The organism is Rhodoferax sp. (assembly GCF_023700745.1).
Classification (GTDB): Bacteria; Pseudomonadota; Gammaproteobacteria; order Burkholderiales; family Burkholderiaceae_C; genus Rhodoferax.
Genome location: NZ_JAMPYG010000011.1, coordinates 73,751 through 99,682 on the forward strand (window position 1 = coordinate 73,751; position 25,932 = coordinate 99,682).

The following is a 25,932-nucleotide window of genomic DNA, read 5'->3' on the forward strand; positions in this document are numbered from 1 at the left end:
TCGGCTGCAATGCCACAATGCGGGCATGCAACTCCCCTATGAACTCATTCTTGGCTGGCGTTATACGCGGGCCGGCCGCGCCACCCGGCGCAACGGGTTTATCTCGTTCATTTCGGGCGTCTCGATGCTTGGTATTGCCCTGGGCGTGGCGGCCTTGATCATCGTGCTGAGCGTGATGAACGGTTTCCAGAAAGAGGTGCGTGACCGCATGCTGGGCGTGGTTTCGCACATCGAGATTTTTGCTCCCAACGGTGAGGCCCTGCCCGATGCGGCGCGCACGCTGACACAGGTTCGCGCCAACCCGGCCGTGATTGGCGCGGCCCCTTTCATTGCCACCCAGGCCCTGCTGGCCAGGGGTGAGGACATGAAAGGGACGCTGGTGCGGGGCATTGATCCGGCGCGTGAGGGTGAGGTGACCGATCTGGCGTTGGAACTCAAGAACACCGGCTTGAACCGCTTGATTCCCGGCGAGTTTGGCGTGGTACTGGGCGCCGAACTGGCGCGCAGCCTGGGGGTGATTGCGGGTGACAAGGTGACGCTGGTGGCACCCAGCGGCCAGGTCACGCCCGCCGGGGTGGTACCGCGCCTGAAGCAGATGACGGTGGTGGGCACTTTTGACTCGGGCCATTTTGAATACGACTCGGGTCTGGTGCTGATGCACATCGAGGATGCGGCGCGCATCTTCCGGCTCGAAGGCCCCAGCGGCGTGCGTGTCAAGCTGCGCGATCTGCACCAGGCCCGGGAGGTGGCGGCGCAATTGGCAGGCAGCCTGACTGACAACTTGCTGATACGCGACTGGACGCGGCAAAACCGGACCTGGTTCGCTGCCGTGCAGCTCGAAAAACGCATGATGTTCATCATCCTGACGCTGATCGTGGCAGTGGCGGCTTTCAACCTGGTCAGCACGCTGGTGATGACGGTGACCGACAAGCGTGCCGACATCGCCATTCTGCGCACGCTGGGCGCCAGCCCGGCCAGTATCATGGGCATCTTCGTGGTGCAGGGTGCCATGGTGGGCGTCATTGGTACGCTGGCTGGCCTGGCGCTGGGTTTGGGCGTGGCCTTCAACATCGACGTGATCGTGCCGGCGCTGGAGCAGTTGCTGGGGGCCAGCTTTTTGCCGCGTGACATCTACCTGATCAGCCGCATGCCGAGCGACCCACAACAGGCCGACATCGTTCCGATTGCGGTGATTTCCCTGGTGCTGGCCTTTGTGGCCACGCTGTATCCGAGCTGGCGTGCCAGCCGCGTCAACCCGGCAGAGGCCTTGCGTTATGAGTGAAATTGTGCTGAGCGCCCGGGATTTGACGAAACGCTTTACCGAGGGACGGCTCGATGTGACGGTGCTGCAAGGTGTGGACCTGGACGTGCACGCAGGCGAGACGCTGGCCATTGTGGGCGCTTCTGGCTCGGGCAAAAGCACTTTGCTGCATTTGCTGGGCGGACTCGATGCGCCCACCACGGGTTCGGTGCTGCTGCATGGCCAGGACCTGGCGCGGCTGGGCGAAGCCGAGCAGGGCCGTCTGCGCAACCGGTACCTGGGTTTTGTCTACCAGTTCCACCACTTGTTGCCTGAATTCAGCGCGCTTGACAACGTGGCCATGCCGCTGTGGATCAGGCGCATGGCGCACGCCGAGGCCGCGCAGATGGCCACCCAAATGCTGGCCAGCGTGGGTCTGGCGGAGCGCTTGCAGCATCGCCCGGCCGAACTCTCTGGTGGCGAGCGTCAGCGCGTGGCCATTGCTCGCGCGCTGGTGACGCAACCGGCCTGCGTGTTGGCCGATGAGCCCACCGGCAACCTGGACCGCAGCACCGCGCATGGTGTGTTTGACCTGATGCTGGAGCTGGCGCGCACCCAGGGCACGGCATTCATTGTGGTCACCCACGACGAGGCGCTGGCAGCCCGCTGCGCCCGCCAGCTCCGGCTGGTGCAGGGCAAATTGACCGAAGGCAGTTCGTTGTAGCCAACCAGGTCAAGGTTTTTTTATTTATCATTTGCACGAAGCAAACATGTTTTTTTGAGGTGTCAGGATGGCGCTTGAATGGCAGACAAGTTACAAAATTGGCGACGCCGACGTCGACGCCCTGCAGGAAAAACTGTTCGCGCTGACCAATACCTTTCTCGCGTCCGATGACCTGACGGTCTTGCGCTCCACCATCGTCAGTTTGTGCAAGCAGGCGCGGGCCCAGTTCGAGCGCGAAGAGGCCTTGATGCGCCGCGTCAACTTTCCCGGACTGGAAGAGCACCTGGCGCAGCATCACACGCTGCTGGACCGCTTGATCGGTCGCAGCATGGATGTGGGCAAGGGCTATATGAACAAGCCGGCCATTGCCGCGCTGATGCAGGACTGGTGCGAGCGCCATGTGCCCGAAGAAGACGCCCGGTTGCGGCAGTTTCTGGCAGCGACCCAGTCTGCTTGAGCCGTGCGGTTGGGCGTCATGATGTTCATCGACACCCACTGCCATCTGGATGCCCCGGAATTTGGTTCAGCAGGTCCGGCTATCCGGGCCGAGGCTGCACGCCATCAGGTGGCCTTGTGTGTGCTGCCGGCGGTCGAGATCGCCAATTTCGAAGCCGTGCGCACACTGGCCCAGGCTGGCGGCGATAGTTACGCGCTGGGCATTCATCCGCTGTACGTGAAGTCGGCGCAAGACGAGGATCTGGACCGGCTCGACGCCGCGCTGCAGCGCTACCGGGGCGACCCGCGCCTGGTCGCGGTCGGTGAAATCGGGCTTGACCTGTGGGTACCGGAACTGTGCATTGAACCCTTGCGCTCACGTCAGCAACACTTCTACCTGGCGCAACTCAGGCTGGCGCGCCAATACGGTTTGCCGGTGCTGCTGCATGTGCGTCGTTCGGTGGACCAGGTGCTCAAGGGCTTGCGCACCGTGGCGCGCACTGACTGGCACGGCATTGCGCACGCTTTCAATGGCAGCGTCCAGCAGGCCCAAAGCTTTATCGATCTGGGCTTCAAGCTGGGTTTTGGCGGTGCTGTGACTTATGACCGCGCCCTGCAATTGCGCCGCCTGGCCGCCAGCCTGCCGCTTGAGTCCATCGTGCTGGAAACCGATGCCCCCGACATGCCGCCGCACTGGCTCTACAAAACCAGCCAGCAGCGCGAGGCCGGGGCGGCGCAGGGCGTCAATTCACCGGCCGAACTGCCGCGCATTGCTGCGGTGCTGGCCGAACTGCGCGGGCTCAGTGTGGCCGAACTGGCCTCGGCGACCACGCGCAATGCATTGACGGCGTTGCCAAAGCTGGGTGCGTTGGTTGCCACAGAAAAAAGAGGCGAATGACCGCCGGGTGCGATCAATCGCCTTGCTGCGGCGAGAGTTCCAGCTTGTTGATGTCAAAGCCTTTTTGCGTCAGGCGTTCGAGCAGGGCCTGGTAGCTTGGGTGGTCAACTTTCGGGGTGCGTGACAGGACCCAGAGGTAGTCACGTTGGGGCTCAGCCACGGCGGCCAACTGGTAAGCTGGGTCCAGGTCGATGACCCAGTAGTCGCCCCAGACCGCCGGAATAAATGACAGCCAGGCCGGCGCAAAGCGAACTTCGAGCTTGGGGGAGTTGGCCTCTCCCTGTTGCCTGGCGGCGCCAACGGCTTCGCTGGTCTGGCCGTCTGCCAGCCGGCAACGGTTCACCACCTGCAACAGGCCGTCACTGCGCAGGCTGTAGCTGGCCTGCGTGTTGGCGACACATTTCTTCTGGAAGCTGTTGGGGTATTTGGCAATTTCATACCAGTGGCCCAGGTAACGCGGTACGTCCAGGGTGGCAATGGTGGTGAGCGGCGGGAGGGGTGCCGGCGCCGTTTGTGCCAGGGCGCCGATGCCGTTCAGGCAGAGTGCGGCGACAACAAGTCTGGTTTTCATTTTCAACAAGCCCTCAGAGCATTTTTTGTAAAAACGCCTGGGTGCGGGGGTGCTCGGGTGCGGCAAACAGTTCGCGCGCCGGACGCGCCTCGACGATGACCCCGCCGTCCATGAACACGGCGCGGCCTGCCACCTCACGGGCAAAGGCCATCTCATGCGTGACCACCAGCATCGTCATGTGCTCTTCGGCCAGGGCGCGCATGGTGTTGAGCACTTCGCCGGTGAGCTCGGGGTCGAGCGCCGAAGTTGGCTCGTCGAACAGCATGATGTCGGGCTCCATCGCCAGCGCCCGCGCAATGGCCACGCGCTGCTTCTGGCCACCCGACAGGCGCGACGGATAACTGTCGCGTTTGTCGAACAGGCCCACCTTGCGTAGCAGGGCCTCGGCCTTGGGCACGATCTCATCGAGCCGCGCGCCTTTCACCGTCAGCGGCGCCTCGATGATGTTCTGCAAAACGGTCAGGTGCGGGAACAGGTTGAAGTGCTGAAACACCATGCCCATCTTGCGGCAGACACGGCTGATATCGACGGCTGGCACGTAGTGACAATGGCCCTGGGCGTCGGTTGTCACCAGTGCTTCGCCCTCGATGGCGATGCTGCCGCGATGGATGGTTTCGAGATGGATCAGACAACGCAAAAAGGTGCTCTTGCCCGAGCCGGACGGCCCGATGACCGCAATGACCTCGCCCTTGTCGACGTTGAGCGAAACCCCCTTGAGCACTTCCACCGCGCCGAAACGTTTGTGCACGTCAACGGCCTTGATCATCAGCGGGTTCATCGGGCTATTCGTCATAGACAGCGTATTTCTTTTCCAGACGCTGGAAGCCGTAGGTCAGCACCAGGGTCATGATGAGGTAAAAAGCGGCCGCCACCACGAAGGGCATGGTCGTGAAATCGCGCTGCACAATGCCGCGCGCCGCACGCAGCAGGTCGTTCATGGCCAGCACGTAGATCAGCGAGGTGTCCTTGACCAGCGTGATGGTCTCGTTGCTCATGGGCGGCAGGATGCGTTTGAGTACTTGCGGCAGCACGATGCGGCGCATGGTTTGCGGATAAGTCAGGCCCAGCACTTTGGCGCCCTCGTACTGGCCCCGGTCGATCGACTGGATGCCGGCGCGGAAAATTTCCGCAAAATAGGCCGAGTAGTTCAGCACGAAGGCGACGATTGCCGAAGGAAAGTCCGGCAAGCGCACGCCGATGACCGGGATGAAGGGCAGGGCAAAGTAGATGAACAGCATCTGCAGCATCAGCGGCGTGCCGCGCATCAGCCAGATATAGCCGTTGACCAGCGCGCTCAGCAAGGCAAAGCGCGAAATCCGGATCAGGGCCAATGCCAGACCCAGCGGCACCGCCAGCACGAAGGTCATCAGGAAGACCTGAAGCGTGACGCCGCTGCCCTGCAACAGGGGCGGCAAGATGTCGGCAAGGTAGTTCATGGGAAGAGGTCAGAGCCCGGAAATAAAAATCCGGCCAGGTAGGCAAGCCTACCAGATGGCCGGATGCCGGTGGCAGTCCCGCAGAAGCAGGCTGATTTATTTCTTGACGATGTCCTTGCCAAACCACTGGGTTGAAATTTTGGCGGCGGTACCGTCGGCCTTCATGTCGTCAAGCGCCTTGTCCAGCTTGGCGGCCAGTTCGGTGTCATCCTTGCGCGTGCCCACACCGTAGTCTTCGGTGCCGAAATGCTCGTCCAGCACGCGGTACTCGCCAGGTTTCTTGCCGGTGTAATAGCGCCCGACGATTTCATCCACCACCAGCGCATCGAGACGGCCAGCCGAGAGGTCCATCAGCGCCGTCACGTTGTCGCCAAATTTCTTGATTTCCTTGATCGACTTGGCGGTTGCCTCATCTTTTTGAATGGCATCCACGGCGCTGCTGCCGTCCTGCACGCCGACCACCTTGCCAGTCAGCTGCGCTTTGGCCTTGATCGGCGATTTCTCGGTCACCACGACGATCTGGCGGTTTTCCAGGTAGGGCTTGGTGAACAGGATGTTGGCTTTGCGTTCCTCGGTAATCGTCAGGCCGTTCCACAGCACATCGATGCGCTTGCCATTGAGTTCGGATTCCTTGGCGCTCCAGTCGATCGGCTTGAAGCTCACTTCAACGCCCAGGCGTTTGCCGGCTTCCTTGGCCAGATCAATGTCAAAGCCGACCAGCTCGTTCTTCTCGTCGCGAAAACCCATGGGTGGGAAGTTGTCATCCAGACCAATGACGATGGCCTTGGCAGCGACCGGTGCCGGTGCAGGTGCCGCCGTCACAGGCTCTTCTTTCTTGCCGCAACCCGTGACTACCAGGGCAGCCATCAGGCCTGAGATCAACCACAAAGCGTGTTTTTTCATTTGTTTTTCCAGTTGTGAAAGGGATGGGCGGAAGGGTCAGGTAGCAGGCGAGGGCATCGGTTGGAACACCTTGCAGCGCCGTTGCTACTTGGTAAAAACCCTAGGATTTTAGCGCCTGCCACGGTGCGAAGGCGTGTGGTATCGATTGGGGATAATTGCGCCATCTTGAAAAAACACCACCACGCTCTTCCCGAAGTCAATTTCTCGGACGATGGTCCGATGCGCCACCTGCACCTGGGCACCGAATGGATCCAGGGCTCGATGTACCTGGCCGAGCCCAATGCCCTGGTGCATGAGTACATCCAGCGCATGATGGCCTGGCTGCTGTTTGTGCCACCCGAGTCGGTCAAGGACCGTCAGGCACTGCAACTGGGGCTGGGCGCAGGTTCGCTGACCAAGTTCTGCCACAAGGAATTACGCATGAAAACCAGCGTCATCGAACTCAACCCGCAGGTGCTGGCGGTCTGCAAGGGCTGGTTCAAGCTGCCAGCAGAAAACCCGCGTCTGCAGGTGGTGCTGGCCGATGCTGCGCAGGAAATCCAGAACCCCAAATGGTGGGGCACGGTGGACGCCTTGCAGGTGGATTTGTACGACCACGAAGCCGCCGCACCGGTGCTCGACAGCCTGCCGTTTTATAACCATTGCCGGCGCCTGTTGACCCCCGAGGGCTGCATGACGGTGAACTTGTTTGGTCGTGCGTCGAGCTTTGTGCGCAGTGTCGAAAAAATGTCGGCGGCTTTTGGCAAGGAGGCCATCTGGGCCTTCAAGCCGACACGCGAAGGCAATACCGTGGTGCTGGCGCAGCACACGCCGAGCCGTCCCAGACGCGATGTGTTGATGGCGCGCGCTGACCGCATTGAATTCGAATGGGGCCTGCCGGCCAGCAAATGGGTACGGGTGTTCAAGCCCATGCTGTCATGACGCAAGGCACCCACAACCCCTCGCCAAGCCGGAAACCCGAAGGCCCGCTCGACTGGCGCAACCTGGTGTTGTGGCTGCAGACGGACGGCCTCATCACGGCCCAGGAAGCGCTGCGCATCCAGTCGCGCTGCGCCCAGGCCGAAAGTGTGCAGCACCCCCTGCTGCGTCTGGTGAGTGTTGGCGTGCACCGCGCCAGCGACGACAAGGCCATGGCCATGGAGGCGCTGGTGCAATGGCTGGCGCCGCGCGCCGGCCTGGCTTATTTGCGCATTGACCCGCTCAAGGTCGATGTGGCCAAGGTGGCCGACACCATGAGCCCGGCCTACGCCGAGCGCCACAGGATTTTGCCGGTGCAGGTCACGACCCAGGAAGTGGTGGTGGCGACGGCCGAGCCTTATCTGACCGACTGGGTGGCCGAAGTCGAGCGCCAATCGCGCCGCAGCGTGCGCCGGGTGCTGGCCAATCCGCAGGACATTGCGCGCTATACCGCCGAATTTTTTGCGCTGGCCAAGTCGGTGCGTGCTGCCAGCAAGGCAGGCGGTCATGCCGGTTCCAGCTTTGAGCAGCTGGTCGAACTGGGCAAGAGCAACAGGCAGCTCGACGCCAACGACCAGAGTGTGGTGCAGGTGGTTGACTGGCTCTGGCAATACGCCTTCGACCAGCGCGCCAGCGACATCCATCTGGAGCCGCGTCGCGAGCAGGGCGTGATCCGTTTTCGCATCGACGGGGTGCTGCACCCGGTGTACCAGATGCCGATGGGCGTGCTGGGCGCCATGACGGCGCGCATCAAGCTGCTTGGGCGCATGGACGTGGTCGAAAAGCGTCGCCCGCAGGACGGCCGCATCAAGACGCGCAACCCCGGTGGCGACGAGGTCGAAATGCGCATCTCCACGCTGCCCACCGCGTTTGGCGAGAAGATGGTGATGCGCATCTTTGACCCCGACACCACGGTCAAGGAGCTGGATGCGCTGGGTTTCTCAGTGCACGACGCGCAGCGCTGGGAGGCGCTGGTGAAGCGCCCCAACGGCATCATTCTGGTGACCGGCCCGACCGGCTCGGGCAAGACCACCACGCTGTATTCCACGCTGAAGCGGGTCGCCACCGAAGAAGTCAACGTGAGCACGGTGGAAGACCCGATCGAGATGATCGAGCCCGCGTTCAACCAGACCCAGGTGCAGCCGCAACTCGACTTCGGCTTTCCCGAGGGCTTGCGCGCCCTGATGCGCCAGGACCCCGACATCATCATGGTCGGCGAGATCCGCGACCAGGCGACGGCCGAGATGGCGGTGCAGGCGGCGCTCACCGGGCACCTTGTGTTCTCCACACTGCACACCAATGACGCACCTTCGGCGATCACCCGGCTGCTGGAACTGGGGGTGCCTGCCTATCTGATCAACGCCACCCTGCTGGGTGTGCTGGCGCAACGTCTGGTGCGCACCTTGTGTCCCCATTGCAAGCTGCCCGATCCGGCCGCTACGCAAGAGACGCTGGCCGAGGTGGTGAAACCCTGGCAGCTTGACGCCGCTTACAAACCGTTCAAGGCGGTGGGTTGTGTCGATTGCCGCATGACCGGGTTCATGGGCCGTATGGGGCTCTACGAGTTGCTGGTGGTGAGCGAAGCCTTCAAGGAAAAGATCCATCGCGAACCGAGCGTGGATGCACTCAAGCGACAGGCCATTGCCGACGGCATGCGCCCGCTCAGGCTGGCCGGTGTGCTGCGCGTGGCAGAGGGACTGACGGTGATCGAAGAGGTGCTGGCATCCACGCCGGCACTGGTTTGAGTGGCTGCGCCATGATGTTGACGGGATTACAGTGAAAAACACCAAAGACTTTTACGCTGGTTTGCTGTTCACGGGGGTGGGCAGCGCCTTTGCCTGGGGCGCATTGGACTACCAGGTCGGCAGCAGTGCGCGCATGGGACCCGGTTACTTTCCGTTGCTGCTGGGGGTGTTGTTGGCGTTGCTGGGCGCGGCGATGATGCTGCGTGCGGTACGTTCTCAAGCGGATCGGCTGGATACCATGGGGCCCTGGGCCTGGAAACCGCTGGTCGCCATCATTGCTGCCAACCTGCTGTTTGGTGTGGCACTGGGCGGCCTGCCGCGCCTGAAACTGCCGGCACTGGGCTTGATGCTGGGTATTTACGGGTTGACCTTTGTCGCCTGCCTGGCCGGCGAGCGTTTCAAGTTCAAGGAGGCTGCGTTGCTTGCCACGGCGCTGGCGGCCTTGAGTTACCTGGCTTTTGTGTTGCTGCTGAAATTGCAGTTGCCGGTGTGGCCGGTGTTTCTGGCGGGGAATTGACGTGGAATTGATCAACCACCTGGCGCTTGGTTTTGGCGTGGCGTTCACGCCGCTGAACCTGATGTACGCGTTTGTCGGCTGCCTGCTGGGCACCTTGATTGGGGTGCTGCCCGGCATCGGGCCGCTGGCCACCATTGCCATGCTGCTGCCCGCTACCTACGCGCTGCCGCCCACCTCGGCCCTGATCATGCTGGCGGGCATTTATTACGGTGCGCAATATGGCGGCTCCACCACCGCCATTCTGGTCAATCTGCCGGGTGAAGCCTCATCCGTGGTGACGGTCATTGACGGTTACCAGATGGCGCGCCGGGGCCGCGCCGGGCCGGCGCTGGCGGCAGCGGGCATCGGTTCGTTCTTTGCAGGCTGTGTGGGCACGCTGGTGCTGGCCGCCTTTGCCGTGCCGCTGACCGAGGTGGCTTTCCTGTTTGGCCCGTCCGAATACTGCGCATTGATGTTGTTGGGGCTGGTGGGGGCGGTGGTATTGGCTTCCGGCGACTTGCTCAAGGCCTTTGGCATGATCCTGCTGGGTCTGTTGCTGGGTTTGGTGGGCACCGACGTGAATTCGGGCGTGGCACGCTTCAGCTTCGACATCCCGGAGTTGACCGACGGCATTGGTTTCATCGTGATTGCCATGGGCATTTTTGGCTATGGCGAGATCATCAGCAACCTGAGTCACCCGGAGAGCACGCGCCAGGTGTTCACGGCCAATGTGCATGGCCTGATGCCCGGCCGTCAGGACTTCAAACGCATGTGGCCAGCCATTTTGCGGGGTACCGGCCTGGGCTCGGTATTGGGTATATTGCCGGGTGGCGGCGCGGTGATGAGCGCCTTTGCCGCCTATACGATCGAAAAAAAGACCACGTTGCAGCCGGGTGAAGTGCCGTTTGGCGAGGGCAACATCCGTGGCGTGGCAGCCCCCGAGGCGGCCAACAACGCGGCCTCGCAAACCTCCTTCATTCCGCTGCTGACGTTGGGCATACCACCCAACGCGGTGATGGCGCTGATGGTGGGTGCCATGACCATTCACAACATCCAGCCCGGTCCGCAGGTCATGACCAGCAACCCCGAGCTGTTCTGGGGCCTGATCGCCTCGATGTGGATTGGCAATGCCATGCTGATCGTGCTGAACCTGCCTCTGATCGGCATCTGGATCAAGCTGCTGAGCGTGCCCTACCGCTGGCTATACCCAGCCATCGTGCTGTTTTGCGCCATCGGCGTGTACAGCACCAACAACAACACCTGGGACATCTGGATGGTTGGTCTGTTTGGCGTGATCGGTTACGTGTTCATCAAGCTGGGCATGGAGCCGGCGCCGCTGCTGCTGGGCTTTATTCTGGGCCCGATGATGGAAGAAAACCTGCGCCGCACGCTGCTTCTGTCACGCGGCGACTGGAGCGTGTTTGTGACCCGACCGCTGTCTGCCGGCCTGTTGCTGGCGGCGCTGGCGCTGTTGGCCCTGGTGCTGGTGCCCGCCTTCAAGCGCACGCGTGAAGTGGCATTTGTGGAAGATTAGCGCTGATGCAACATGTTCATTTGCCGCCCAGGGAACTGGCCGCCGGCCTGATCCTGGCCACGCTGGGCGCTATGGCCTTCAGCGGCAAGGCCATCATTGTCAAGCTGGCCTACCGCTACGGCGTCGATGCGGTCACGCTCATCATGTACCGCATGCTGTTTGCGTTGCCCATTTTTGCCGTCATGGCCTGGTGGGCCAGCCGCGGCAAGCCAGCGCTCACCCGGCACGACTGGTGGGGCGTCCTGGGGCTGGGGTTTACCGGCTACTACCTGGCCAGTTTTCTGGATTTTGCCGGGCTGGCGTACATCAGTGCCTCGCTGGAGCGGCTTATCTTGTACCTCAATCCGACACTGGTATTGTTGTTGGGGCTGGTGCTGTACAAGCGCCACATCAGCCGCCGCCAGGCGCTGGGCATGACCATCAGCTATTGCGGCGTGATCCTGGTGTTTGGTCATGAGATCAATTTTGCCGGTGCCGATGCCGCTCTGGGGGCGCTGCTGGTGTTTGGCAGTGCGGTCAGTTACGCCATTTACCTCAGCTTCAGTGGTGAACTGGTGCAGCGGCTGGGCTCCCTGCGGCTGGTCGGGCTGGCCACCAGCGTGGCCTGCGTGCTGTGCATTGGCCAGTTTGTGATGCTGCGGCCGATGCATGCCGCGCTTGTGGCGCCCGAGGTGATCTGGCTGTCTGTGCTGAACGCCATCCTGTGCACGGCCGCGCCGGTCTTGATGGTGATGATGGCCGTTGAGCGTATTGGCGCCGGCGTGGCGGCCCAGACCGGCATGGTCGGGCCGATGTCGACCATTCTGATGGGTGTGTTGCTGCTGGGGGAGCCTTTCACAGCCTGGGTGGCCGCCGGCACGGCGCTGGTGGTGGCGGGCATTTTTGTCTTTACCAGTCGCCCTCGGCAACTGGTGTAATTGGCATTATTTTGACAAGGAGATGGTGATGGATTTGGGAATTTCGGGTAAATGGGCGTTGGTGTGCGGGGCCAGCAAGGGCCTCGGGCTGGGCTGCGCCAGGGCGTTGGTGGCTGAGGGCGTGAATGTGCTGATGGTGGCGCGCGGGGCCGAGGCCTTGCAAGCCGCTGCGGCGCAGTTGACCCAGGCCTGCGCCAACCAGAACGGGGTGACGGTGCAATGGCTGGCAACCGACATCACCACCGAGGCGGGTCGTGCCGCGGTGCTGGCGCAGCGCGCTGACTTTGATATTCTGGTGACCAATGCCGGCGGTCCGCCGACCGGTGACTTCCGCAATTTTGAGCGGGAGGACTGGATCCGTGCGCTGGATGCCAACATGCTCACGCCCATTGCACTGATCAAAGCCACGGTGGATGGCATGGCGGCACGCGGCTTTGGCCGCATCGTCAACATCACCTCGGGCGCGGTCAAGGCGCCGATCGATGCGCTGGGCTTGTCCAACGGCGCGCGCAGCGGACTGACCGGATTTGTCGCGGGTCTGGCGCGCAGTGGCCTGGCCGCCAAGGGGGTCACCATCAACAACCTGCTGCCCGGCGCCTTTGACACCGAGCGCCTGCAGTCAATCTTTCAGGGCGCCGCCGCCAAGTCGGCGCAGTCGCCGGACGTGGTGGCAGCTGCCCGGCGCAACACCATCCCGGCCAGGCGTTTTGGTTCGCCTGATGAGTTTGGTGCCATTTGCGCCTTTTTGTGCAGCCAGCAGGCCGGCTACATGACCGGGCAAAATGTGCTGGCGGACGGTGGAGCTTATCCGGGTACGTTCTAATCAGTTGGGGTCAGAGCACGTCGCTGCGCGAGTGGTCTGACCCGCAAAGGCTCAAGTCAATTTCAGGAATTGCAAATGTTTCAGGTTAAAAAGTTTCAAGGGTTGCGCGGCCTGTTCAAAACCCTGGCCCTGAGTGCCTTGCTGGCTGCGGGCTGGGCACAGGCGCAGAGTGGTCCGGTCAAGCTGATGGTGGGTTTCCCGCCCGGCGGCGGCACCGATGCGATTGCCCGCATCCTGGCTGACAAGCTCAAAGATCAGTTGGCCGTGCCGGTGCTGGTGGAGAACAAGGCGGGCGCCGGTGGCCAGATTGCGGCGCAGGCGCTCAAGGCGGCCGCGCCCGACGGCAACACGCTGTTTTTGTCGCATGACCACAGCATCACGATTCTGCCTTTGGTGGTGAAAAATCCGGGCTATGACCCTGCGCGTGACTTTGTGCCCGTGGCCGGTTTTGCCACCTTTGCCAATGGCCTGGCGGTATCAGGCGGCACGCCTGCCACAAGCATGGCCGAGTATGTGGCCTGGGTGCAAAAGCAGGGTGCGGGGCAGGACACCGTGGGCGTGCCGGCGCCGGCCTCGGTGCCCGAGTTTCTGGTCAAGGTGATTGGTCAGAAGTACAAGCTCGATCTGCAATCGGCTCCCTACCGGGGCAGCGCACCCATGATGGCTGACATGCTGGGCAACCAGATTCATGCCGGGGTCGGCTCGTTGCCGGACTTTATTGAAAACCAGAAAGCCGGCAAGATTCGCATGGTCGCGGTGTTGGGCGGTCAACGCCAAGCCGCCTTGCCTGACGTGCCCACTTTTGCCGAGCTGGGCCTGGCGGGCTTCGAGGATCTGCCTTATTACGGCATTTTTGCGCCCAGGGGCACGCCGCAAGCAACGCTTGACAAGCTGGGCAGCGCCGTGGCCAGGGTCATTGCCTTGCCCGAGGTGCGCGAGCGCCTGACCACCATGGGCTTGAGCGTGGGCTACATGACATCCGCGCAACTGGCCAGCCGCGAACGGGCTTATGCAAAAACCTGGGCGCGCATCATTCAAGACAGCGGCTTCAAGCCGCAGTAACAGACACGCCCAGCTCGGCGCAGAGCTTGAGCACCATGGCCTGCAATTGCGCCACCTCGGCTTCCAGTTGCTCAATGCGCGCCAGGGTGCCGGGTGTGCCGTCTGTTGTACGGGTACTGCCGGACTGGGCGAACTGCGCTTCGTCTACCGGGCCGCACAGCAAATGAGCCCAGCGCTGTTCGCGGGCACCGGGCGCGCGGGCCAGCTTCAGCACCAGCGGGCCGCCTTTTTCTTCAGAGCGGTCCTGCAATTCCTCCAGAAAGCCCTCGACTGAGGAGATGTCGGCAAATTTGTACCAGCGCTCGGTGTTCAGGCGCAACTCCCCTGCGGTTTGTGGGCCGCGCAGCATCAACAGGCCCAGCAAGACCGCCGACTGCTCGGGCACACCCACGCCGCGCTGGAAGTTGTGTTCGTAGCGCGTTACCCGCCCGGCGGTGTTGGCGCGCACCAGGTTCTGGGCCATCAAATTGTCCAGCGCGCTGGCCACATCGGCCTCGCTCAGGTCCAGCACCGGGTCGCGGCTGCTTTTCTGGTTGCAGCCCAGCATCAGGGAATTGAGCGACAGCGGGTAGCTGTCGGGCACGGTGCGGGCTTTTTCCATCAGGGTGCCAAGCACGCGGGCCTCGATGGGTGTCAGGGTCAGGGGAGCCGGTTGCGTCAAAGTCATAATTCGGTCTTCATGAAAAATATCGTTATTTTGATCTCTGGCGGCGGCTCCAACATGGCCGCCATTGTGAAAGCCGCTCAGCGCGAGCGCTGGGCAGAATGCTATGGTGCCAGGGTCGCCGCCGTTGTCAGCAACAAGGCCGAGGCCAAGGGGCTGCAATTCGCCAGCGCAGAGGGCATTGTCACCGAGGTGCTGGACCACAAGGCTTACCCAAGCCGCGAGGCTTTCGATGCCGCGCTGGCGCAGGTGATTGACCGCTATGACCATCCCGACCAGCCGGCGCTGGTGGTGCTGGCCGGCTTCATGCGCATCCTGACGCCCGGTTTCGTCAATCGCTATGCCGGGCGCCTGGTCAATATCCACCCTTCGCTGTTGCCCGCCTTTGCCGGTTTGCATACCCACCAGCGGGCGATTGATGCCGGTTGCCAGGTGGCCGGAGCCACGGTGCACCTGGTGACTGCCGAACTGGACCACGGTCCGATCCTGGCGCAGGCCGTGGTGCCGGTGCTGCCGGGTGACACGGCAGCCACGCTGGCGGCGCGGGTGCTCACGCAGGAGCATTTGATCTACTCAAAGGCAGTGGCTCAATTGCTTCGAAAAATATAGCAATTCAGAGGGCGTCGCGATTTTTATTGGATCGCGTTGGCAAATCGGGCCAAGTCGGAGTCTGCCGTCTCCATATGTTTCAGGAACCAGTCCCCGAGGAACTCCTCCAGGTCGGTTTTCACCAGGTTTTCGTTGGCGATCTTGAGCGAAATCGTGTTGAGCCTGGCAATCAGTTCGTGATGTTCTTGCGTATGGGTTTCGACGTCCGGAAATTGCAGGCGCCGCATCAGTTCTTCCTCGTACGAGAGGTGCGTGCGCATGTACTGGAAAAGGCGCATGGCAGAGATCACCTGCCCCTCATGTGAGGTGGCGGCCAGGAGATAGGCCGCACGTTTGAACAACTCCCGGTGTTGTTCGTCAATCGCCTGGTCACCAACCCTGTAGCTGTCTTTCCATTCGAGTCGCGTCGAGAACTGGCTGATTTCGGACTCCACCCAATCCAGCGCGCTGATATAGTTTTCAAACACCTGGCTTTTCAAGCCGGCATCAAGATAGCACCGCAGGAATTCGGGCCCCATCAACTGGCTACCGTCGATGTTGGGCTCGAAAACCAGGGCAACAACCGGCCTTGTTTCGGGATTTTCATACCTTGATTTCAGATAGGCAGCCAAATTCTGCATGCCTGCGGCTGGGATCAACGCGCTTTGCTGGAAGGTGACGATCTGTCCCCAACGGCCCTGTTGCGTCAGTCTCTGGATAAATCCGGTGATGGTGGGGGGAATAGCTTCCACAATTTCCTTGAACGGTCCCCTTACCGTCGTATGCAGAATGCGCCCTTTCACGCGGTACTCGATCTGATCGTGTACCTTGAACGGTGTTGTGGGTATGGTGTCCGACGGACCCTTGTTGAAGCCCATGTGTCAATTATCCTGCTATTTTTGGCTCACGATTGTGAGCCAAAAATGCGACCAACACTTCAGAAAATGAAAGGCAGAGCCAGGCGAACGCCTGACATCACTCATGCCGCAGCGCTTCAATCGGGTCCAGCCGCGCGGCCCGGCGCGCCGGGAAGTAGCCAAACAGCACACCAATGCCGGCCGAAAACACAAAGGCCAGCCCGTTGATGCCGGGATTGAACACAAACGGCACCTCCATCACGCGGGCCAGGGCGACTGACGCGCCGGTAGCGAGCAGGATGCCCATCACGCCACCCAGGGCCGACAGCACCACGGCCTCTATCAGGAATTGCATCAACACCTCGCGTTCCAGCGCGCCAATGGCCAGGCGCAGGCCGATCTCGCGGGTGCGCTCGGTGACACTGACCAGCATGATGTTCATGATGCCGATGCCGCCCACCAGCAGGCTCACGGCGGCCACCGCGCCCAGCAGCGTGGTCATGACCTTGGTGGTGCTCGAAAAGGCTTCGCCGAGCTGTTTGGTGTCGAGCACGTTGAAGTTGTCTTCATCCGACTCCGCGAGTTTGCGGCGTTCACGTAGCAGTTGGGTGATGGCCGCTTTGATGCGCTCGGGGTTGGCACTTTCCTGCATCGACACCATCAGGGTGTTGACCCGTGTGTTGCCGGTGATGCGTCGCTGCAAGGTGTTCAGCGGCATGAAGACCAGGTCGTCCTGGTCGTTGCCGAAGGCCCCTTGCCCCTTGGAGTCCAGCACGCCTATGACTTCACAGCTGATCTGCTTCACCCGAATGGACGCGCCCACCGCTGTTTGACTGCCAAACAGTTCACGGCGCACGGTTTCACCAATCAGGCAGACACCCGAGCCGGCGACCTGTTCCTCCATGTTGAAGAGGCGACCATCGGCGAGCTTCCAGTTGCCGGTGAGCATCCAGTCCTGGGTGCTGCCGATCACGCTGCTGCTCCAGTTGCGGCCTTCGAGCACCAGTGTCGCCCCGCTGCGCGCCTCGGGGGCCACGGCCAGCAGGCCGCTGACCTGCGACATCAGCGCCTGGGCGTCTGCGGCCTTGAAAGACGGCGCACCGCCGCCACCGCCGCCCATCATGCGCTGACCAGGGCGTACCTGCAGTAAATTGGTTCCCAACCCGGCAATCTGGTTTTGAATCGCCAGGGTGGCACCGTTACCCACGGTAACCATGGTGATGACGGCGCTGACGCCAATCACGATGCCAAGAATGGTCAGAAAGGAGCGCAGCAAATTGCGCCGGATCGAGCGCATGGCCAAAAGCAGGGTGCTGAGCCACATGTCAAGCCACCCCCAAAGCTGCGCTGTGCTGCAAGGCCGTCGGGTGCATGTTGCGCGTGTCGCTGTCGACCACACCATCGACAAAATGCACGATGCGCTTGGCGAAGGCCGCCATGTCCGCTTCATGGGTGACCATCAGCACCGTGATGCCGTGGTCGACGTTGAGGCGCCAGAGCAGTTCCATGATTTCCAGGCTGCGGTGAGTGTCCAGGTTGCCGGTGGGCTCGTCGGCCAGCAGCACCGCCGGCTCGGTCACGATGGCGCGGGCAATCGCCACACGCTGTTGCTGGCCGCCCGAGAGCTCGGCCGGTGTGTGGTGTTCCCAGCCTGCCAGACCCACCGAGGCCAGTGCTTTTTTGGCAGCGGCGTGGCGTATTTTGGTAGGCTCACCCCGGTACAGCAGTGGCAATTCCACATTTTCCTGGGCGCTGGTGCGGGCCAGCAGGTTGAAGCCCTGAAACACAAATCCAAGGTAGCGCCGGCGCAATAGCGCGCGCTGGTCGCGGCTGAGGGTTTCCACATGCACGCCGTTGAACAGGTATTCGCCTGTGGTCGGGGTGTCCAGACAGCCCAGGGTGTTCATGGCCGTGGATTTGCCCGAACCGCTGGGCCCCATGATGGCGACAAAATCACCCGCTTCGATGGCCAGATCCACCCCCTTGAGCGCCTGCAGGGCGGTGGCGCCTGCGCCGTAGGTTTTGGTGACGGCCTTGAGTTCAATCAGGGGCTGGGTGCTCATGACTTGCCGGGCGCCGGACCGCTGCGCTGGTCGGTGATGACGGGCATGCCCTCGGTCAAATCACCTGCGGTGATTTCGGTCATGCGGCCGTCGCTGATGCCGGGTGTCACGTTGACCGCCACGGGCGCACCGTCACGCAGCACCCAGACCTGTTTGGCGACGCCGCCGCTGGCTTTTTTAGCCGCCCGCGGCATGCGTGGCATGACGCTGGCCATGATGTTGCTACCGGATGGGGCCGTTGCCCCGTTGGTTTGTGGTGTGAACCGCAGCGCCGTGTTGGGCACCAGCAGCACATTCTTGCGCTCGACCGCGGTGATGGTGCTGGTGGCCGTCATGCCCGGGCGCAGGCTCAGGTCATCGTTTTTGACTTCAAGCAGGGTTTGGTAGGTGACCACGTTGTCGGTGATGGTCGAGCCATAGGCGACGCGGGTGATTGATGCCGGAAAACGTCGGCTGGGAAAGGCGCTCACGGTGAAGCTGGCGGGCTGACCAAGCTTGACGCGACCCACATCGGCCTCATCCACGTTCACCTGCAAGCGCATCTTGCGCAGGTCTTCGGCGACGGTGAACAGCGTGACTGCCTGCAACGAAGCCGCCACGGCATTGCCTGGATCGACCGAACGTGTCAACACCACACCGTCGGTGGGCGAGCGGATCGAGGCCTTGGACAGGTTGGTCTCGTCGGTGGCCAATGACGCACGGGCTGAATTCACATTGGCGCGGGCGCTGGATTCGGCTGCGACGGCGCGCTCATGCGCGGCGCGGGCGCTGTCGAGTTCGGCCTTGGACGGCACCTTGCCGCCGGACAGCCTGGCCACTTCTTCAAGCCTTGCCAGGCTGGCGCGGCTCTCGGTCACCGTGGCTGCCGCTTGCGCCAATTGCGCCTGCGCACTGGCCAGCGCGGCGCGGGAACGCTGCACCTGGTCGCTGAGCTTGGCGGTGTCCAGCGCCACCAGCACCTGGCCTTTCTTGACGAAGTCATTGACATCCACCAGCACGCGCAAGACGGTGCCCGAAAGCTCGCTGCCGATGTTGACCGAGCGCGTCGGTTGCAACGTGCCATTGGCTGTGACGGTCAGGGTCAGGTCGCCCCTGCTGGCGGGCTCGGTGATATAGCTGGGAGCGGCATTGCGCTGCTGGCCTTGTTGCCAAAACACATAAGCGCCAGCGATGGCGATGATTCCCGCCGTGGTGGCCCAGAGTGCGCGGCGGCGCCACCATACCGGCTTGTCCGGTTGTTGCAAAAGTGTTTGCAGGTCACTGGGTTCAGGACGATTGGTTTGGGGATTTTTGGGCGCGGGCTCGGTCATATGGTTGCTCTCTGTCTTGTTCATCATCACCAGCCGCCGCCCATGGCCTTGATCAGCCTCACGTGGCCGCTACTGAGCTCGGCTTGCAGGCTGGCCACGCTGTCTTGTGCGCCCAACAGGGTGCGCTGGGTTTGCAGCACGGTCTGGAAATCAATCAGCCCGCTGTTGTAACGGTTTTGTGCCAGCAGGGCGGCGTTGTCAGCGGCGCTGGCGGCTTGCTGCAGGTGGCGCAATCGTTCGCGGTCATGCTGCAAGGCGATCAGGGCGTCTTCCACTTCCTTGAGGGCCGTCAGCAGGATGTTTTGGTAGGTGGCACGGGTTTGCGCCAACACCGCTTGCTGGGCGCGGACCTGGGCTTTGGCGGCGCCACCGTCGAGGATGGGTACCGACATGCTGGCCAGGATCTGCGTGGCCACTGCCGCGCCGTTGTTGAGACCTGCCAGCGTCAGCGCGGTCAGGCCCAGCGAACCGCCCAGCTTGAATTTGGGCAAACGGGCGGCCTCGGCGGCATCGACCGCTGCGAGCGCGGCGGTGATACGTTCTTCGGCGGCACGCACATCGGCGCGCTGGCGCAGGCTGTCTGCCGGAATTACATCGGCCGCTTGTGCGGCTACTTGCGGAATGGGCAGGGTGGCCGTCAGCAGGGCGTCGAGTTCATGCGGTCGTTGACCGGTGAGCACGGCCAGACTGTGCCTTGTTTTGGCAAGGCTGCTTTGCAGTGCCGGCAGCTGCGCTGCGGTCTGGGACACGGCGGTTTGCGCCTGCTCGACTTCGAGCGAGGTGACCAGGCCGGCTTGCGCGCGCCATTGGGTGATTTGCAGGGTCTCCTGCTGGCTGCTCAGGTTGTGCTGGGCGATGCCCAACTGCGCCTGCAAACCGCACAGCTGAATGTAGGCCAGGGCGACTTCGGCGGTCATGCTCAATTGCACGTCGCGCAAACTGGCCTTGGCCGCCTGCAGGTCGGCTTCGCTGTTGGCCAATGCGCTGCGGTTGGCGCCAAACACGTCAAGCTCCCAGCTGGCGTCGAGTCCGCCCCTGAAGTTGACGCTGGACTCGGCACCGTCCGCAGTGTTGCGCTGCGCCGAGCCGGACACCGTCAGGTTGGGTCGGGTGGCGGCCAGTTTGACATCCCGCAGCGCGCGTGCCTGGAGCAGCGCAGCCTGGGAGCTGAGGATGGTGGGGTTGGCCCGCATGGCGCGGGTGATCAGTTCAGTCAGCAAGGGGTCGTGAAAGTCACGCCACCAGGTGGCTTCAGTGAGTCCCTGGAAGGCGTTGGCATCTGGCGTTTCCTCGATGTTCAGGTTGGCGCAGCCGCTCAGCAGCAAGCCCAGTGACAGCGCCATGATGCAAGCCAGCGGTGTGGGTCGGCGCGCCGGGGTGGGGCGGGACAGGGGGTGTTTGGGGCGCAGAAACATCGGATGGTTTTGTGCTTTTGAAGACGGATAGGTCACCAAGTTTGGGTCAGCATCAATGATGGGTTGAGGCTATTGTGCAACTTCATTTTGCCAGCCCCGATTCCGAGCGGTGAAGTTGCGTAAAGTTCCCGTGGGACAATCGCCCCCCTATGCATCCAAAAGCCCTGCTTGACGCCTGTTCAGAACTGGTCCGTCTTTCCCTCAAATTTGACCACCCGGCCGACGCCATCGTGTCGCGATTTTTTCGTGAACACCGTGGTCTCGGGCCGCGTGAACGCGCCACCCTGGCCGAGACGGTCTACACCGTCTTGCGCAAAAAACTGTTGTTTGACCATTTTGCGCCCTCTGGCAGCGGCCCCAAAGAGCGCCGCCTGGCCATTTTGGGTTTTTATGGCCCTGGCGACTTCTTGCGCAGCGCCCTGACCGAGCAGGAGGTCAACTGGCTCGATCAGTGCGAAAAAATCAGGCCTGAAGACCTCATGGAGCGCCATCGCCACAACCTGCCCGAGTGGTTGGTGCAGCCGCTCAAGGACCAGTTGGGCGATGAGTTCTGGCCTCTGGTGGAGAGCTTCAACAAGGGCGCCGGGCTGGATCTGCGCGTCAACGCGTTCAAGGCCAAGCGTACCGATGTGCAAAAAGAGCTGGCTGCCCTGGGTATCAAGGCCGTGTCGACACCCTATTCGCCCTGGGGGTTGCGCATTGCTGGCAAGCCGTCACTCAACAAAATGGAAGCTTTCAAGCGCGGCGATTTTGAAGTGCAGGACGAGGGCTCGCAACTGCTGGCCATGCTGCTCGATGCCAAGCGCGGCGAGATGGTGGTCGACTTTTGTGCCGGTGCCGGCGGCAAGACGCTGGCCATTGGTGCGGCCATGCGCAGTACCGGGCGCCTGTATGCGTTTGACACCTCGGCCGGACGGCTCGACGCCTTCAAGTCGCGGCTGGCGCGCAGCGGCTTGTCCAATGTGCACCCCGCCGCCATCGCCCATGAGCGCGATGACCGTGTCAAAAGGTTGGGCGGCAAGATTGACCGCGTGCTGGTGGACGCGCCCTGCACCGGCATGGGCACGCTGCGGCGCAACCCGGACCTCAAATGGCGGCAAAACCAGACCGCGGTCGATGAAATGACCGTCAAGCAAACGGCCATTCTGCAAAGTGCGGCGCGCTTGCTGAAACCCGGTGGCCGCCTGGTGTATGCCACCTGCAGCGTGCTGCCACAGGAAAACGAGGCCATTGCGCTGGCTTTTTCCGAAGCCAATCCCGACTTTGTGCCGCTCGATGTGGGCCAGGTCCTGGTAGGGCTTAAAGTTGAGAATGCTGAAAATTTGTGCAGTGGCGGCGATAATCAGCAACGATTTTTGCGGCTGTGGCCGCATCGTCATCACACCGATGGCTTCTTTGCTGCAGTTTGGCAGCGTCAATAAAACGATTCACGAGATAAATCAATGGCTTCATTGTTGGATTGGGCGGCGAGCGGGTTCTGGCACCTGAGCGCCTGGCAGTTGGTGCTTTTTACCCTGGGCATGACGCATGTCACCATGCTCAGTGTCACCATCTTCCTGCACCGTCACCAGGCCCACCGGGCGCTGGATTTGCACCCGATTGCCTCGCATTTTTTCCGCTTCTGGTTGTGGCTCACCACCGGTCAGGTAACCAGGGAATGGGCGGCCATTCACCGCAAGCACCATGCCAAATGCGAACAGCCCGACGACCCGCACAGCCCGCATGTGCATGGCATCAAAACCGTGTTGTTGCAGGGCTACGAGTTGTACCGCAAAGAAGCGCAAAACAAGGAAACCCTGGCCCGTTTTGGCCATGGTACGCCCAACGACTGGATCGAACGCCATCTTTACACCCGGTTTTCCTTCGCCGGTGTGGCACTGATGCTGCTGCTTGACCTCGCACTGTTTGGTGTCGCCGGCCTGGCCGTGTGGGCGGTGCAAATGGCCTGGACGCCAGTGATGGCGGCCGGCATCATCAATGGCGCAGCGCATTATTGGGGCTACCGCAATTTTGAGGCATCCGATGCCAGTACCAACCTCTCCCCCTGGGGCATCCTGATTGCGGGTGAGGAACTTCACAACAACCACCACACCTACCCGACCTCGGCCAAGCTGTCGGTCAAGCCTTATGAATTCGACATAGGCTGGCTGTACATCAGCCTGCTGGAGCGGCTGGGTTTGGCCAAGGTTAAAAAAACTCCCCCGCGGCTGGCTTTCGGTGTCTTGCGTCCGGTGGCGGACGAGCAAACGCTGGAAGCCCTGATTCAAAACCGTTATGAATTGATGGCGGGTTACGCCCGCGGCATGCGCCAGGCTTTCAATCACGAGCTTGTGGCCTTGAAAGCGCGCAGTGCCGATGCCTGCGTCCTCAAGGCGGCGCAACACTGGCTGCACCGTGATACCGAAAAAGTGCCGGCTGCCGAGGCGGTGCATCTGGCGGTGGTGCGCGCGGCGTCGCCGGTACTCGACAAAATGGTGCTGATGCGCGAAGAACTGCGTCAACTGTGGCTGAACCGTTCGCATACACGGGAACAACTGGCCGCAGATCTGCAGGCCTGGTGCCAACGTGCAGAGGCCAGCGGCATTGCTGCCTTGCAGGAATTTTCATTAAGGCTGCGCGCGGCCCACGCCTGAGCGAAAGATCGGACAGGTGACGCAATACGCGCACGGCCTGAAACGGGTCGGTTTTACTTCCGGGTTTGGCGTTTTGGCAGCCACACTCGGCTCGGCGGTCGGTCTGGGCAATATTTGGAAATTTCCGTATCTCACGGGCGCCAACGGCGGTGCGGGCTTCTTGCTGGTTTATTTGCTGGCGACACTGCTGGTCGGTCTGCCTGTGATGATTGCGGAGATCACGCTCGGACGGGTGGCCAAGGCCAATCCCATTTCCACCCTGCAGGCCTTGGCGCCCAGGCGGCAGCCGTGGTGGCTGGTCGGTGTTGCCGGCATGTTGGCGGCTTTCCTGATCCTGTCTTTTTATTCCGAAGTGGTGGCTTGGGTCTTTGCTTATGTGGTCAAGGCGGCACGCGGCTCCATCCTCAGCAGCGATCGGCAGGTCACCGAGGCCGCCTTTGGCGCGCTGATCAGTGATCCGCTGCAATCGTTGTTGTGGCAGTGGGGCGTGCTGGTTTTCATTGGCAGCATCCTGCTCCTGGGTGTGACCAAGGGGATTGAAGCGCTGACCAAGAAGCTGATGCCGCTGCTGTTCCTGCTGCTGTTGTTGCTGTGTCTGGTCAGCCTTTCCCTGGACAAGGCCGCTGATGGCCTGGCGTTCCTGTTCAAGCCCGACTTCAGCAAAATCACCGCGTCTGTGGTGCTGACTGCGATGGGCCTGGCGTTTTTCAAGTTGTCGATCGGCATGGGCACCATGATGACTTATGGCAGTTATTTTCGGGATGAACAGAACATTCCGCTCACGACCTTTCGTGTCATGACGGCCGATCTCTGCGTTTCGATGCTGGCTGGCATCGCCATATTTCCGGCGGTCTTTAGCTTCGGCTTTGAACCGGCGGCGGGTCCGGCGCTGGTGTTTATTACCATTCCGGCCGTTTTTTCCCAGATCCCGATGGGTCAGTGGCTGATGGTCGTATTTTTTGTGCTGGCGGCCATAGCCGCAACCGGCGCGATGCTGTCCTTGATGGAAGTGCCGGTCGTCATCCTGAACGAGCGATTAGGCCTTTCACGGCCCAAAGCCACGCTGCTGACCCTTTTCCTGCTGGTTCTTGTGGGCTCAGGTTGCGCGTTGAGCAACAGCACGCTGGCCCATTTCAAACTGTTTGGCCTGACCCTGTTTGATTTGTTCGATTTTGTGTCGTCGAACATTATCTTGCCGGCCGGGGGTATTTTTATTGCGCTGTTCGTCGGCTGGGTGTGGGGCATCGACAAATTCAGGCTGGCACTGACCAATCACAGTCAACTGCACAATGAAAAACTGGTGCAGGCCGTGTTTCTGTTACTGCGCTACATCTCGCCGCTGCTGATCCTGATCGTGATGCTCAAGGGCTTGAATGTTTTTTAGAGCCACCCAGAACGCAAAAAGCTGATCCTTGGATCAGCCTTTTTGACGTGCTCAGCGCAGCACCTACCCTGCGACGTGAAGGCAGTGGCCAGCCACTGCCTTCTGCCCGGGGCCTACTTCTTGCCAAAAACCAGATACATTGGGTCGTCTGACGTGGCGTGGCGTACCTGTGCATTGTCAAAGGCGGCAAAACCAAAGCCGTAACGTGCCGACAGGTTCGCGAACTGCACGTCGAACTTGCTGCCGGTCACCAGTTTGCGGCTGATCACCGAAGTGTGCATGCCGTTGGCATAGGAGTTCGCGGTGCGTACGTCGCCGCGGTCGGTACCCGTCAGCGGGTTGGTGATGATCGATGCCACTTCGTCGCCGACCTTGAATTTGCTGTCGTCAAATGCAACCTCGTCGCCGCGTTTGATGTAGTAAGTACCGCCCGCATTGGCGGCCTTGGCTTCGCGATTCATGAAGGCAGGTTTGCCGTTAACCAGCGCGACATTGGTGTATTCGCCGCCTTGCGGGCCTGGATCACCCTTGCGACCCGCGTTGGGTGCCGTCTTGGGGTCATAACGGGTGTCATCGGTGTACTGGTCATCCACAAAGCCCATGGGGCCGGTACGCTGACCTTTCATGTGCCACATGTCCAGCAGCTGGCCCGGTAAGTTGGTGTATTTGTTGCCATAGGGCTTGGTCTGCCCCTCATGGCAGGCCATGGCGCAACCTTCATTGTCAAATTGCTTGGCAGTTGCCTCGTTGGTCGGCCAGAGCATGGCCCACTTGTCTTCGTAATACATGTTGTCGTCGCCGCCCTTGTCGGTCGGGTCCGCCAGTTTCTTCCAGGAACCATCAGCCTGCTTCTGATACGGAAAGCGCCGCACAGAATTGGTTGGATCCTTGTATTGAATCAGCATGTAGAGCATGTCGTTGGTATAGGCTGCCTTCACTGTGACGGTGCTGTCGCCTTTTTCGCCTGGCTTGGCGCCGAAGTTGGCACCACCCGTCAGCGCTGCCGAGATGGGGCTGGCCTTTGCCCAGACCGGGTCAGACGCGCCAGCGGCCATATCGGGTGCGGTGCCCGTGAAGGTGGCGACAAGAGTGTCGGCAGGCACCTTGTTTTGCACCGATTGGCAACCTGCCAGAGCCAGTAAGGCCGTACCCATCACTGCGGTAAAAAGTTTCGCTTTCATGCTTGTGTTCCTCAGTTAAGAAAAAAAACTTCTCTCTTTACCAAAGACGTGAACCCAGGCATTGCTGCGTTCGGTCCATCGGCCAAGAGATGGCAC

Annotated in this window: 26 protein-coding genes; 15 read left to right on the forward strand and 11 right to left on the reverse strand. The window is 61.6% G+C overall.

The features are described from left to right. Positions 1 to 25: 25 nt before the first annotated feature. The 4 genes from NDJ10_RS10265 to NDJ10_RS10280 all read left to right on the forward strand — a co-directional run bounded on the left by NDJ10_RS10265 (position 26) and on the right by NDJ10_RS10280 (position 3,297). Positions 26 to 1,282, forward strand: coding sequence for a lipoprotein-releasing ABC transporter permease subunit (locus NDJ10_RS10265; RefSeq protein WP_296161805.1), 1,257 nt, complete (start codon positions 26 to 28; stop codon positions 1,280 to 1,282). Then, entirely contained in the window at positions 1,275 to 1,964 is a 690-nt protein-coding gene (gene lolD / locus NDJ10_RS10270) for a lipoprotein-releasing ABC transporter ATP-binding protein LolD (protein WP_296161808.1), read from the forward strand. The genes NDJ10_RS10265 and lolD overlap by 8 nt, the downstream gene beginning before the upstream one ends. 67 nt (positions 1,965 to 2,031) lie before the next feature. Continuing rightward, on the forward strand, positions 2,032 to 2,421 hold the full coding sequence (locus NDJ10_RS10275) for a hemerythrin family protein (protein WP_296161810.1): 390 nt from the start codon (positions 2,032 to 2,034) through the stop codon (positions 2,419 to 2,421). Between the two features lie 21 nt (positions 2,422 to 2,442). Then, on the forward strand, positions 2,443 to 3,297 hold the full coding sequence (locus NDJ10_RS10280) for a TatD family hydrolase (RefSeq protein WP_296161812.1): 855 nt from the start codon (positions 2,443 to 2,445) through the stop codon (positions 3,295 to 3,297). Positions 3,298 to 3,310: 13 nt separating this feature from the next. Here NDJ10_RS10280 and NDJ10_RS10285 read toward each other — a convergent pair whose 3' ends face one another. From NDJ10_RS10285 to NDJ10_RS10300, 4 genes are all read right to left on the reverse strand, one after another. Beyond that, positions 3,311 to 3,868: a lipocalin family protein gene (locus NDJ10_RS10285; protein WP_296161815.1), complete on the reverse strand. Its 558-nt coding sequence runs from the start codon at positions 3,866 to 3,868 to the stop codon at positions 3,311 to 3,313. A 13-nt stretch (positions 3,869 to 3,881) separates the two neighbouring features. Then, positions 3,882 to 4,646 (reverse strand): amino acid ABC transporter ATP-binding protein, encoded by a 765-nt coding sequence (locus NDJ10_RS10290; RefSeq protein WP_296161816.1) that lies wholly within the window; start codon positions 4,644 to 4,646, stop codon positions 3,882 to 3,884. A 4-nt stretch (positions 4,647 to 4,650) separates the two neighbouring features. Further along, positions 4,651 to 5,304 (reverse strand): amino acid ABC transporter permease, encoded by a 654-nt coding sequence (locus tag NDJ10_RS10295; RefSeq protein ID WP_296161818.1) that lies wholly within the window; start codon positions 5,302 to 5,304, stop codon positions 4,651 to 4,653. 96 nt (positions 5,305 to 5,400) lie between these two features. Next, entirely contained in the window at positions 5,401 to 6,207 is an 807-nt protein-coding gene (locus NDJ10_RS10300; protein ID WP_296161820.1) for an amino acid ABC transporter substrate-binding protein, read from the reverse strand. Between the two features lie 219 nt (positions 6,208 to 6,426). Between NDJ10_RS10300 and NDJ10_RS10305 the strand changes: the two genes are divergently transcribed. The 7 genes from NDJ10_RS10305 (at position 6,427) to NDJ10_RS10335 (ending at position 13,741) form a co-directional block, all read left to right on the forward strand. Then, a complete protein-coding gene (locus NDJ10_RS10305) occupies positions 6,427 to 7,128 on the forward strand; it encodes a spermidine synthase (RefSeq protein WP_296161878.1) in 702 nt (233 codons plus the stop codon). Further along, positions 7,125 to 8,909 carry a GspE/PulE family protein gene (locus NDJ10_RS10310; RefSeq protein WP_296161822.1) on the forward strand — a complete coding sequence of 595 codons (1,785 nt, stop codon included), beginning with the start codon at positions 7,125 to 7,127 and terminating at the stop codon, positions 8,907 to 8,909. The genes NDJ10_RS10305 and NDJ10_RS10310 overlap by 4 nt, the downstream gene beginning before the upstream one ends. A gap of 25 nt (positions 8,910 to 8,934) precedes the next feature. Next, the gene (locus NDJ10_RS10315) at positions 8,935 to 9,426 is read left to right on the forward strand and encodes a tripartite tricarboxylate transporter TctB family protein (protein ID WP_296161880.1); all 492 of its coding nucleotides are present in this window, start codon (positions 8,935 to 8,937) and stop codon (positions 9,424 to 9,426) included. 1 nt (position 9,427) lies between these two features. After that, the gene (locus NDJ10_RS10320; RefSeq protein ID WP_296161825.1) at positions 9,428 to 10,939 is read left to right on the forward strand and encodes a tripartite tricarboxylate transporter permease; all 1,512 of its coding nucleotides are present in this window, start codon (positions 9,428 to 9,430) and stop codon (positions 10,937 to 10,939) included. A 5-nt stretch (positions 10,940 to 10,944) separates the two neighbouring features. Further along, positions 10,945 to 11,856, forward strand: coding sequence for a DMT family transporter (locus NDJ10_RS10325; RefSeq protein WP_296161828.1), 912 nt, complete (start codon positions 10,945 to 10,947; stop codon positions 11,854 to 11,856). A 28-nt stretch (positions 11,857 to 11,884) separates the two neighbouring features. Further along, positions 11,885 to 12,679 carry an SDR family oxidoreductase gene (locus NDJ10_RS10330; RefSeq protein WP_296161830.1) on the forward strand — a complete coding sequence of 265 codons (795 nt, stop codon included), beginning with the start codon at positions 11,885 to 11,887 and terminating at the stop codon, positions 12,677 to 12,679. 75 nt (positions 12,680 to 12,754) lie between these two features. Continuing rightward, positions 12,755 to 13,741, forward strand: a complete 987-nt coding sequence (locus NDJ10_RS10335; RefSeq protein WP_296161832.1) for a Bug family tripartite tricarboxylate transporter substrate binding protein — start codon at positions 12,755 to 12,757, stop codon at positions 13,739 to 13,741. Here the strand turns inward: NDJ10_RS10335 and NDJ10_RS10340 are convergent. Continuing rightward, positions 13,728 to 14,408 carry a YceH family protein gene (locus tag NDJ10_RS10340; protein WP_296161834.1) on the reverse strand — a complete coding sequence of 227 codons (681 nt, stop codon included), beginning with the start codon at positions 14,406 to 14,408 and terminating at the stop codon, positions 13,728 to 13,730. The genes NDJ10_RS10335 and NDJ10_RS10340 overlap by 14 nt on opposite strands. Positions 14,409 to 14,420: 12 nt before the next feature. On the opposite strand from NDJ10_RS10340, the gene purN reads away from it, so the two are divergent. Further along, entirely contained in the window at positions 14,421 to 15,014 is a 594-nt protein-coding gene (gene purN, locus NDJ10_RS10345) for a phosphoribosylglycinamide formyltransferase (RefSeq protein WP_296161836.1), read from the forward strand. Positions 15,015 to 15,037: 23 nt separating this feature from the next. Here the strand turns inward: purN and NDJ10_RS10350 are convergent, their stop codons facing one another. From NDJ10_RS10350 to NDJ10_RS10370, 5 genes are all read right to left on the reverse strand, one after another. After that, positions 15,038 to 15,871, reverse strand: a complete 834-nt coding sequence (locus tag NDJ10_RS10350) for a hemerythrin family protein (RefSeq protein WP_296161838.1) — start codon at positions 15,869 to 15,871, stop codon at positions 15,038 to 15,040. 97 nt (positions 15,872 to 15,968) lie between these two features. After that, a complete protein-coding gene (locus NDJ10_RS10355; RefSeq protein ID WP_296161842.1) occupies positions 15,969 to 17,174 on the reverse strand; it encodes an ABC transporter permease in 1,206 nt (401 codons plus the stop codon). Position 17,175: 1 nt separating this feature from the next. Then, the gene (locus tag NDJ10_RS10360) at positions 17,176 to 17,913 is read right to left on the reverse strand and encodes an ABC transporter ATP-binding protein (RefSeq protein ID WP_296161844.1); all 738 of its coding nucleotides are present in this window, start codon (positions 17,911 to 17,913) and stop codon (positions 17,176 to 17,178) included. Then, positions 17,910 to 19,223 (reverse strand): efflux RND transporter periplasmic adaptor subunit, encoded by a 1,314-nt coding sequence (locus NDJ10_RS10365; RefSeq protein ID WP_296161845.1) that lies wholly within the window; start codon positions 19,221 to 19,223, stop codon positions 17,910 to 17,912. The genes NDJ10_RS10360 and NDJ10_RS10365 overlap by 4 nt, the downstream gene beginning before the upstream one ends. A gap of 26 nt (positions 19,224 to 19,249) precedes the next feature. Beyond that, on the reverse strand, positions 19,250 to 20,638 hold the full coding sequence (locus NDJ10_RS10370; RefSeq protein WP_296161847.1) for an efflux transporter outer membrane subunit: 1,389 nt from the start codon (positions 20,636 to 20,638) through the stop codon (positions 19,250 to 19,252). A gap of 149 nt (positions 20,639 to 20,787) precedes the next feature. Between NDJ10_RS10370 and NDJ10_RS10375 the strand changes: the two genes are divergently transcribed. From NDJ10_RS10375 to NDJ10_RS10385, 3 genes are read left to right on the forward strand one after another with little or no spacing between them, the layout of a single operon-like run. Then, entirely contained in the window at positions 20,788 to 22,059 is a 1,272-nt protein-coding gene (locus tag NDJ10_RS10375; protein ID WP_296161850.1) for an RsmB/NOP family class I SAM-dependent RNA methyltransferase, read from the forward strand. A gap of 21 nt (positions 22,060 to 22,080) precedes the next feature. Then, a complete protein-coding gene (locus NDJ10_RS10380) occupies positions 22,081 to 23,271 on the forward strand; it encodes a fatty acid desaturase (protein ID WP_296161852.1) in 1,191 nt (396 codons plus the stop codon). Between the two features lie 16 nt (positions 23,272 to 23,287). Next, a complete protein-coding gene (locus NDJ10_RS10385) occupies positions 23,288 to 24,655 on the forward strand; it encodes a sodium-dependent transporter (RefSeq protein WP_296161854.1) in 1,368 nt (455 codons plus the stop codon). A 113-nt stretch (positions 24,656 to 24,768) separates the two neighbouring features. Here the strand turns inward: NDJ10_RS10385 and NDJ10_RS10390 are convergent, their stop codons facing one another. Continuing rightward, positions 24,769 to 25,836 (reverse strand): ethylbenzene dehydrogenase-related protein, encoded by a 1,068-nt coding sequence (locus tag NDJ10_RS10390; protein ID WP_296161855.1) that lies wholly within the window; start codon positions 25,834 to 25,836, stop codon positions 24,769 to 24,771. Between the last annotated feature and the right edge of the window lie 96 nt (positions 25,837 to 25,932).

Excerpts from the sequence above, each read along its gene's own strand:
- NDJ10_RS10265 (WP_296161805.1), top strand. The coding sequence starts at position 26 with ATGCAACTCCCCTATGAACTCATTCTTGGCTGGCGTTATACGCGGGCC.
- lolD (WP_296161808.1), top strand. The coding sequence starts at position 1,275 with ATGAGTGAAATTGTGCTGAGCGCCCGGGATTTGACGAAACGCTTTACC.
- NDJ10_RS10275 (WP_296161810.1), top strand. The coding sequence starts at position 2,032 with ATGGCGCTTGAATGGCAGACAAGTTACAAAATTGGCGACGCCGACGTC.
- NDJ10_RS10280 (WP_296161812.1), top strand. The coding sequence starts at position 2,443 with ATGTTCATCGACACCCACTGCCATCTGGATGCCCCGGAATTTGGTTCA.
- NDJ10_RS10285 (WP_296161815.1), bottom strand. The coding sequence starts at position 3,868 with ATGAAAACCAGACTTGTTGTCGCCGCACTCTGCCTGAACGGCATCGGC.
- NDJ10_RS10290 (WP_296161816.1), bottom strand. The coding sequence starts at position 4,646 with ATGAACCCGCTGATGATCAAGGCCGTTGACGTGCACAAACGTTTCGGC.
- NDJ10_RS10295 (WP_296161818.1), bottom strand. The coding sequence starts at position 5,304 with ATGAACTACCTTGCCGACATCTTGCCGCCCCTGTTGCAGGGCAGCGGC.
- NDJ10_RS10300 (WP_296161820.1), bottom strand. The coding sequence starts at position 6,207 with ATGAAAAAACACGCTTTGTGGTTGATCTCAGGCCTGATGGCTGCCCTG.
- NDJ10_RS10305 (WP_296161878.1), top strand. The coding sequence starts at position 6,427 with ATGCGCCACCTGCACCTGGGCACCGAATGGATCCAGGGCTCGATGTAC.
- NDJ10_RS10310 (WP_296161822.1), top strand. The coding sequence starts at position 7,125 with ATGACGCAAGGCACCCACAACCCCTCGCCAAGCCGGAAACCCGAAGGC.
- NDJ10_RS10325 (WP_296161828.1), top strand. The coding sequence starts at position 10,945 with ATGCAACATGTTCATTTGCCGCCCAGGGAACTGGCCGCCGGCCTGATC.
- NDJ10_RS10330 (WP_296161830.1), top strand. The coding sequence starts at position 11,885 with ATGGATTTGGGAATTTCGGGTAAATGGGCGTTGGTGTGCGGGGCCAGC.
- NDJ10_RS10335 (WP_296161832.1), top strand. The coding sequence starts at position 12,755 with ATGTTTCAGGTTAAAAAGTTTCAAGGGTTGCGCGGCCTGTTCAAAACC.
- NDJ10_RS10340 (WP_296161834.1), bottom strand. The coding sequence starts at position 14,408 with ATGACTTTGACGCAACCGGCTCCCCTGACCCTGACACCCATCGAGGCC.
- purN (WP_296161836.1), top strand. The coding sequence starts at position 14,421 with ATGAAAAATATCGTTATTTTGATCTCTGGCGGCGGCTCCAACATGGCC.
- NDJ10_RS10350 (WP_296161838.1), bottom strand. The coding sequence starts at position 15,871 with ATGGGCTTCAACAAGGGTCCGTCGGACACCATACCCACAACACCGTTC.
- NDJ10_RS10355 (WP_296161842.1), bottom strand. The coding sequence starts at position 17,174 with ATGTGGCTCAGCACCCTGCTTTTGGCCATGCGCTCGATCCGGCGCAAT.
- NDJ10_RS10360 (WP_296161844.1), bottom strand. The coding sequence starts at position 17,913 with ATGAGCACCCAGCCCCTGATTGAACTCAAGGCCGTCACCAAAACCTAC.
- NDJ10_RS10365 (WP_296161845.1), bottom strand. The coding sequence starts at position 19,223 with ATGACCGAGCCCGCGCCCAAAAATCCCCAAACCAATCGTCCTGAACCC.
- NDJ10_RS10370 (WP_296161847.1), bottom strand. The coding sequence starts at position 20,638 with ATGTTTCTGCGCCCCAAACACCCCCTGTCCCGCCCCACCCCGGCGCGC.
- NDJ10_RS10375 (WP_296161850.1), top strand. The coding sequence starts at position 20,788 with ATGCATCCAAAAGCCCTGCTTGACGCCTGTTCAGAACTGGTCCGTCTT.
- NDJ10_RS10380 (WP_296161852.1), top strand. The coding sequence starts at position 22,081 with ATGGCTTCATTGTTGGATTGGGCGGCGAGCGGGTTCTGGCACCTGAGC.
- NDJ10_RS10390 (WP_296161855.1), bottom strand. The coding sequence starts at position 25,836 with ATGAAAGCGAAACTTTTTACCGCAGTGATGGGTACGGCCTTACTGGCT.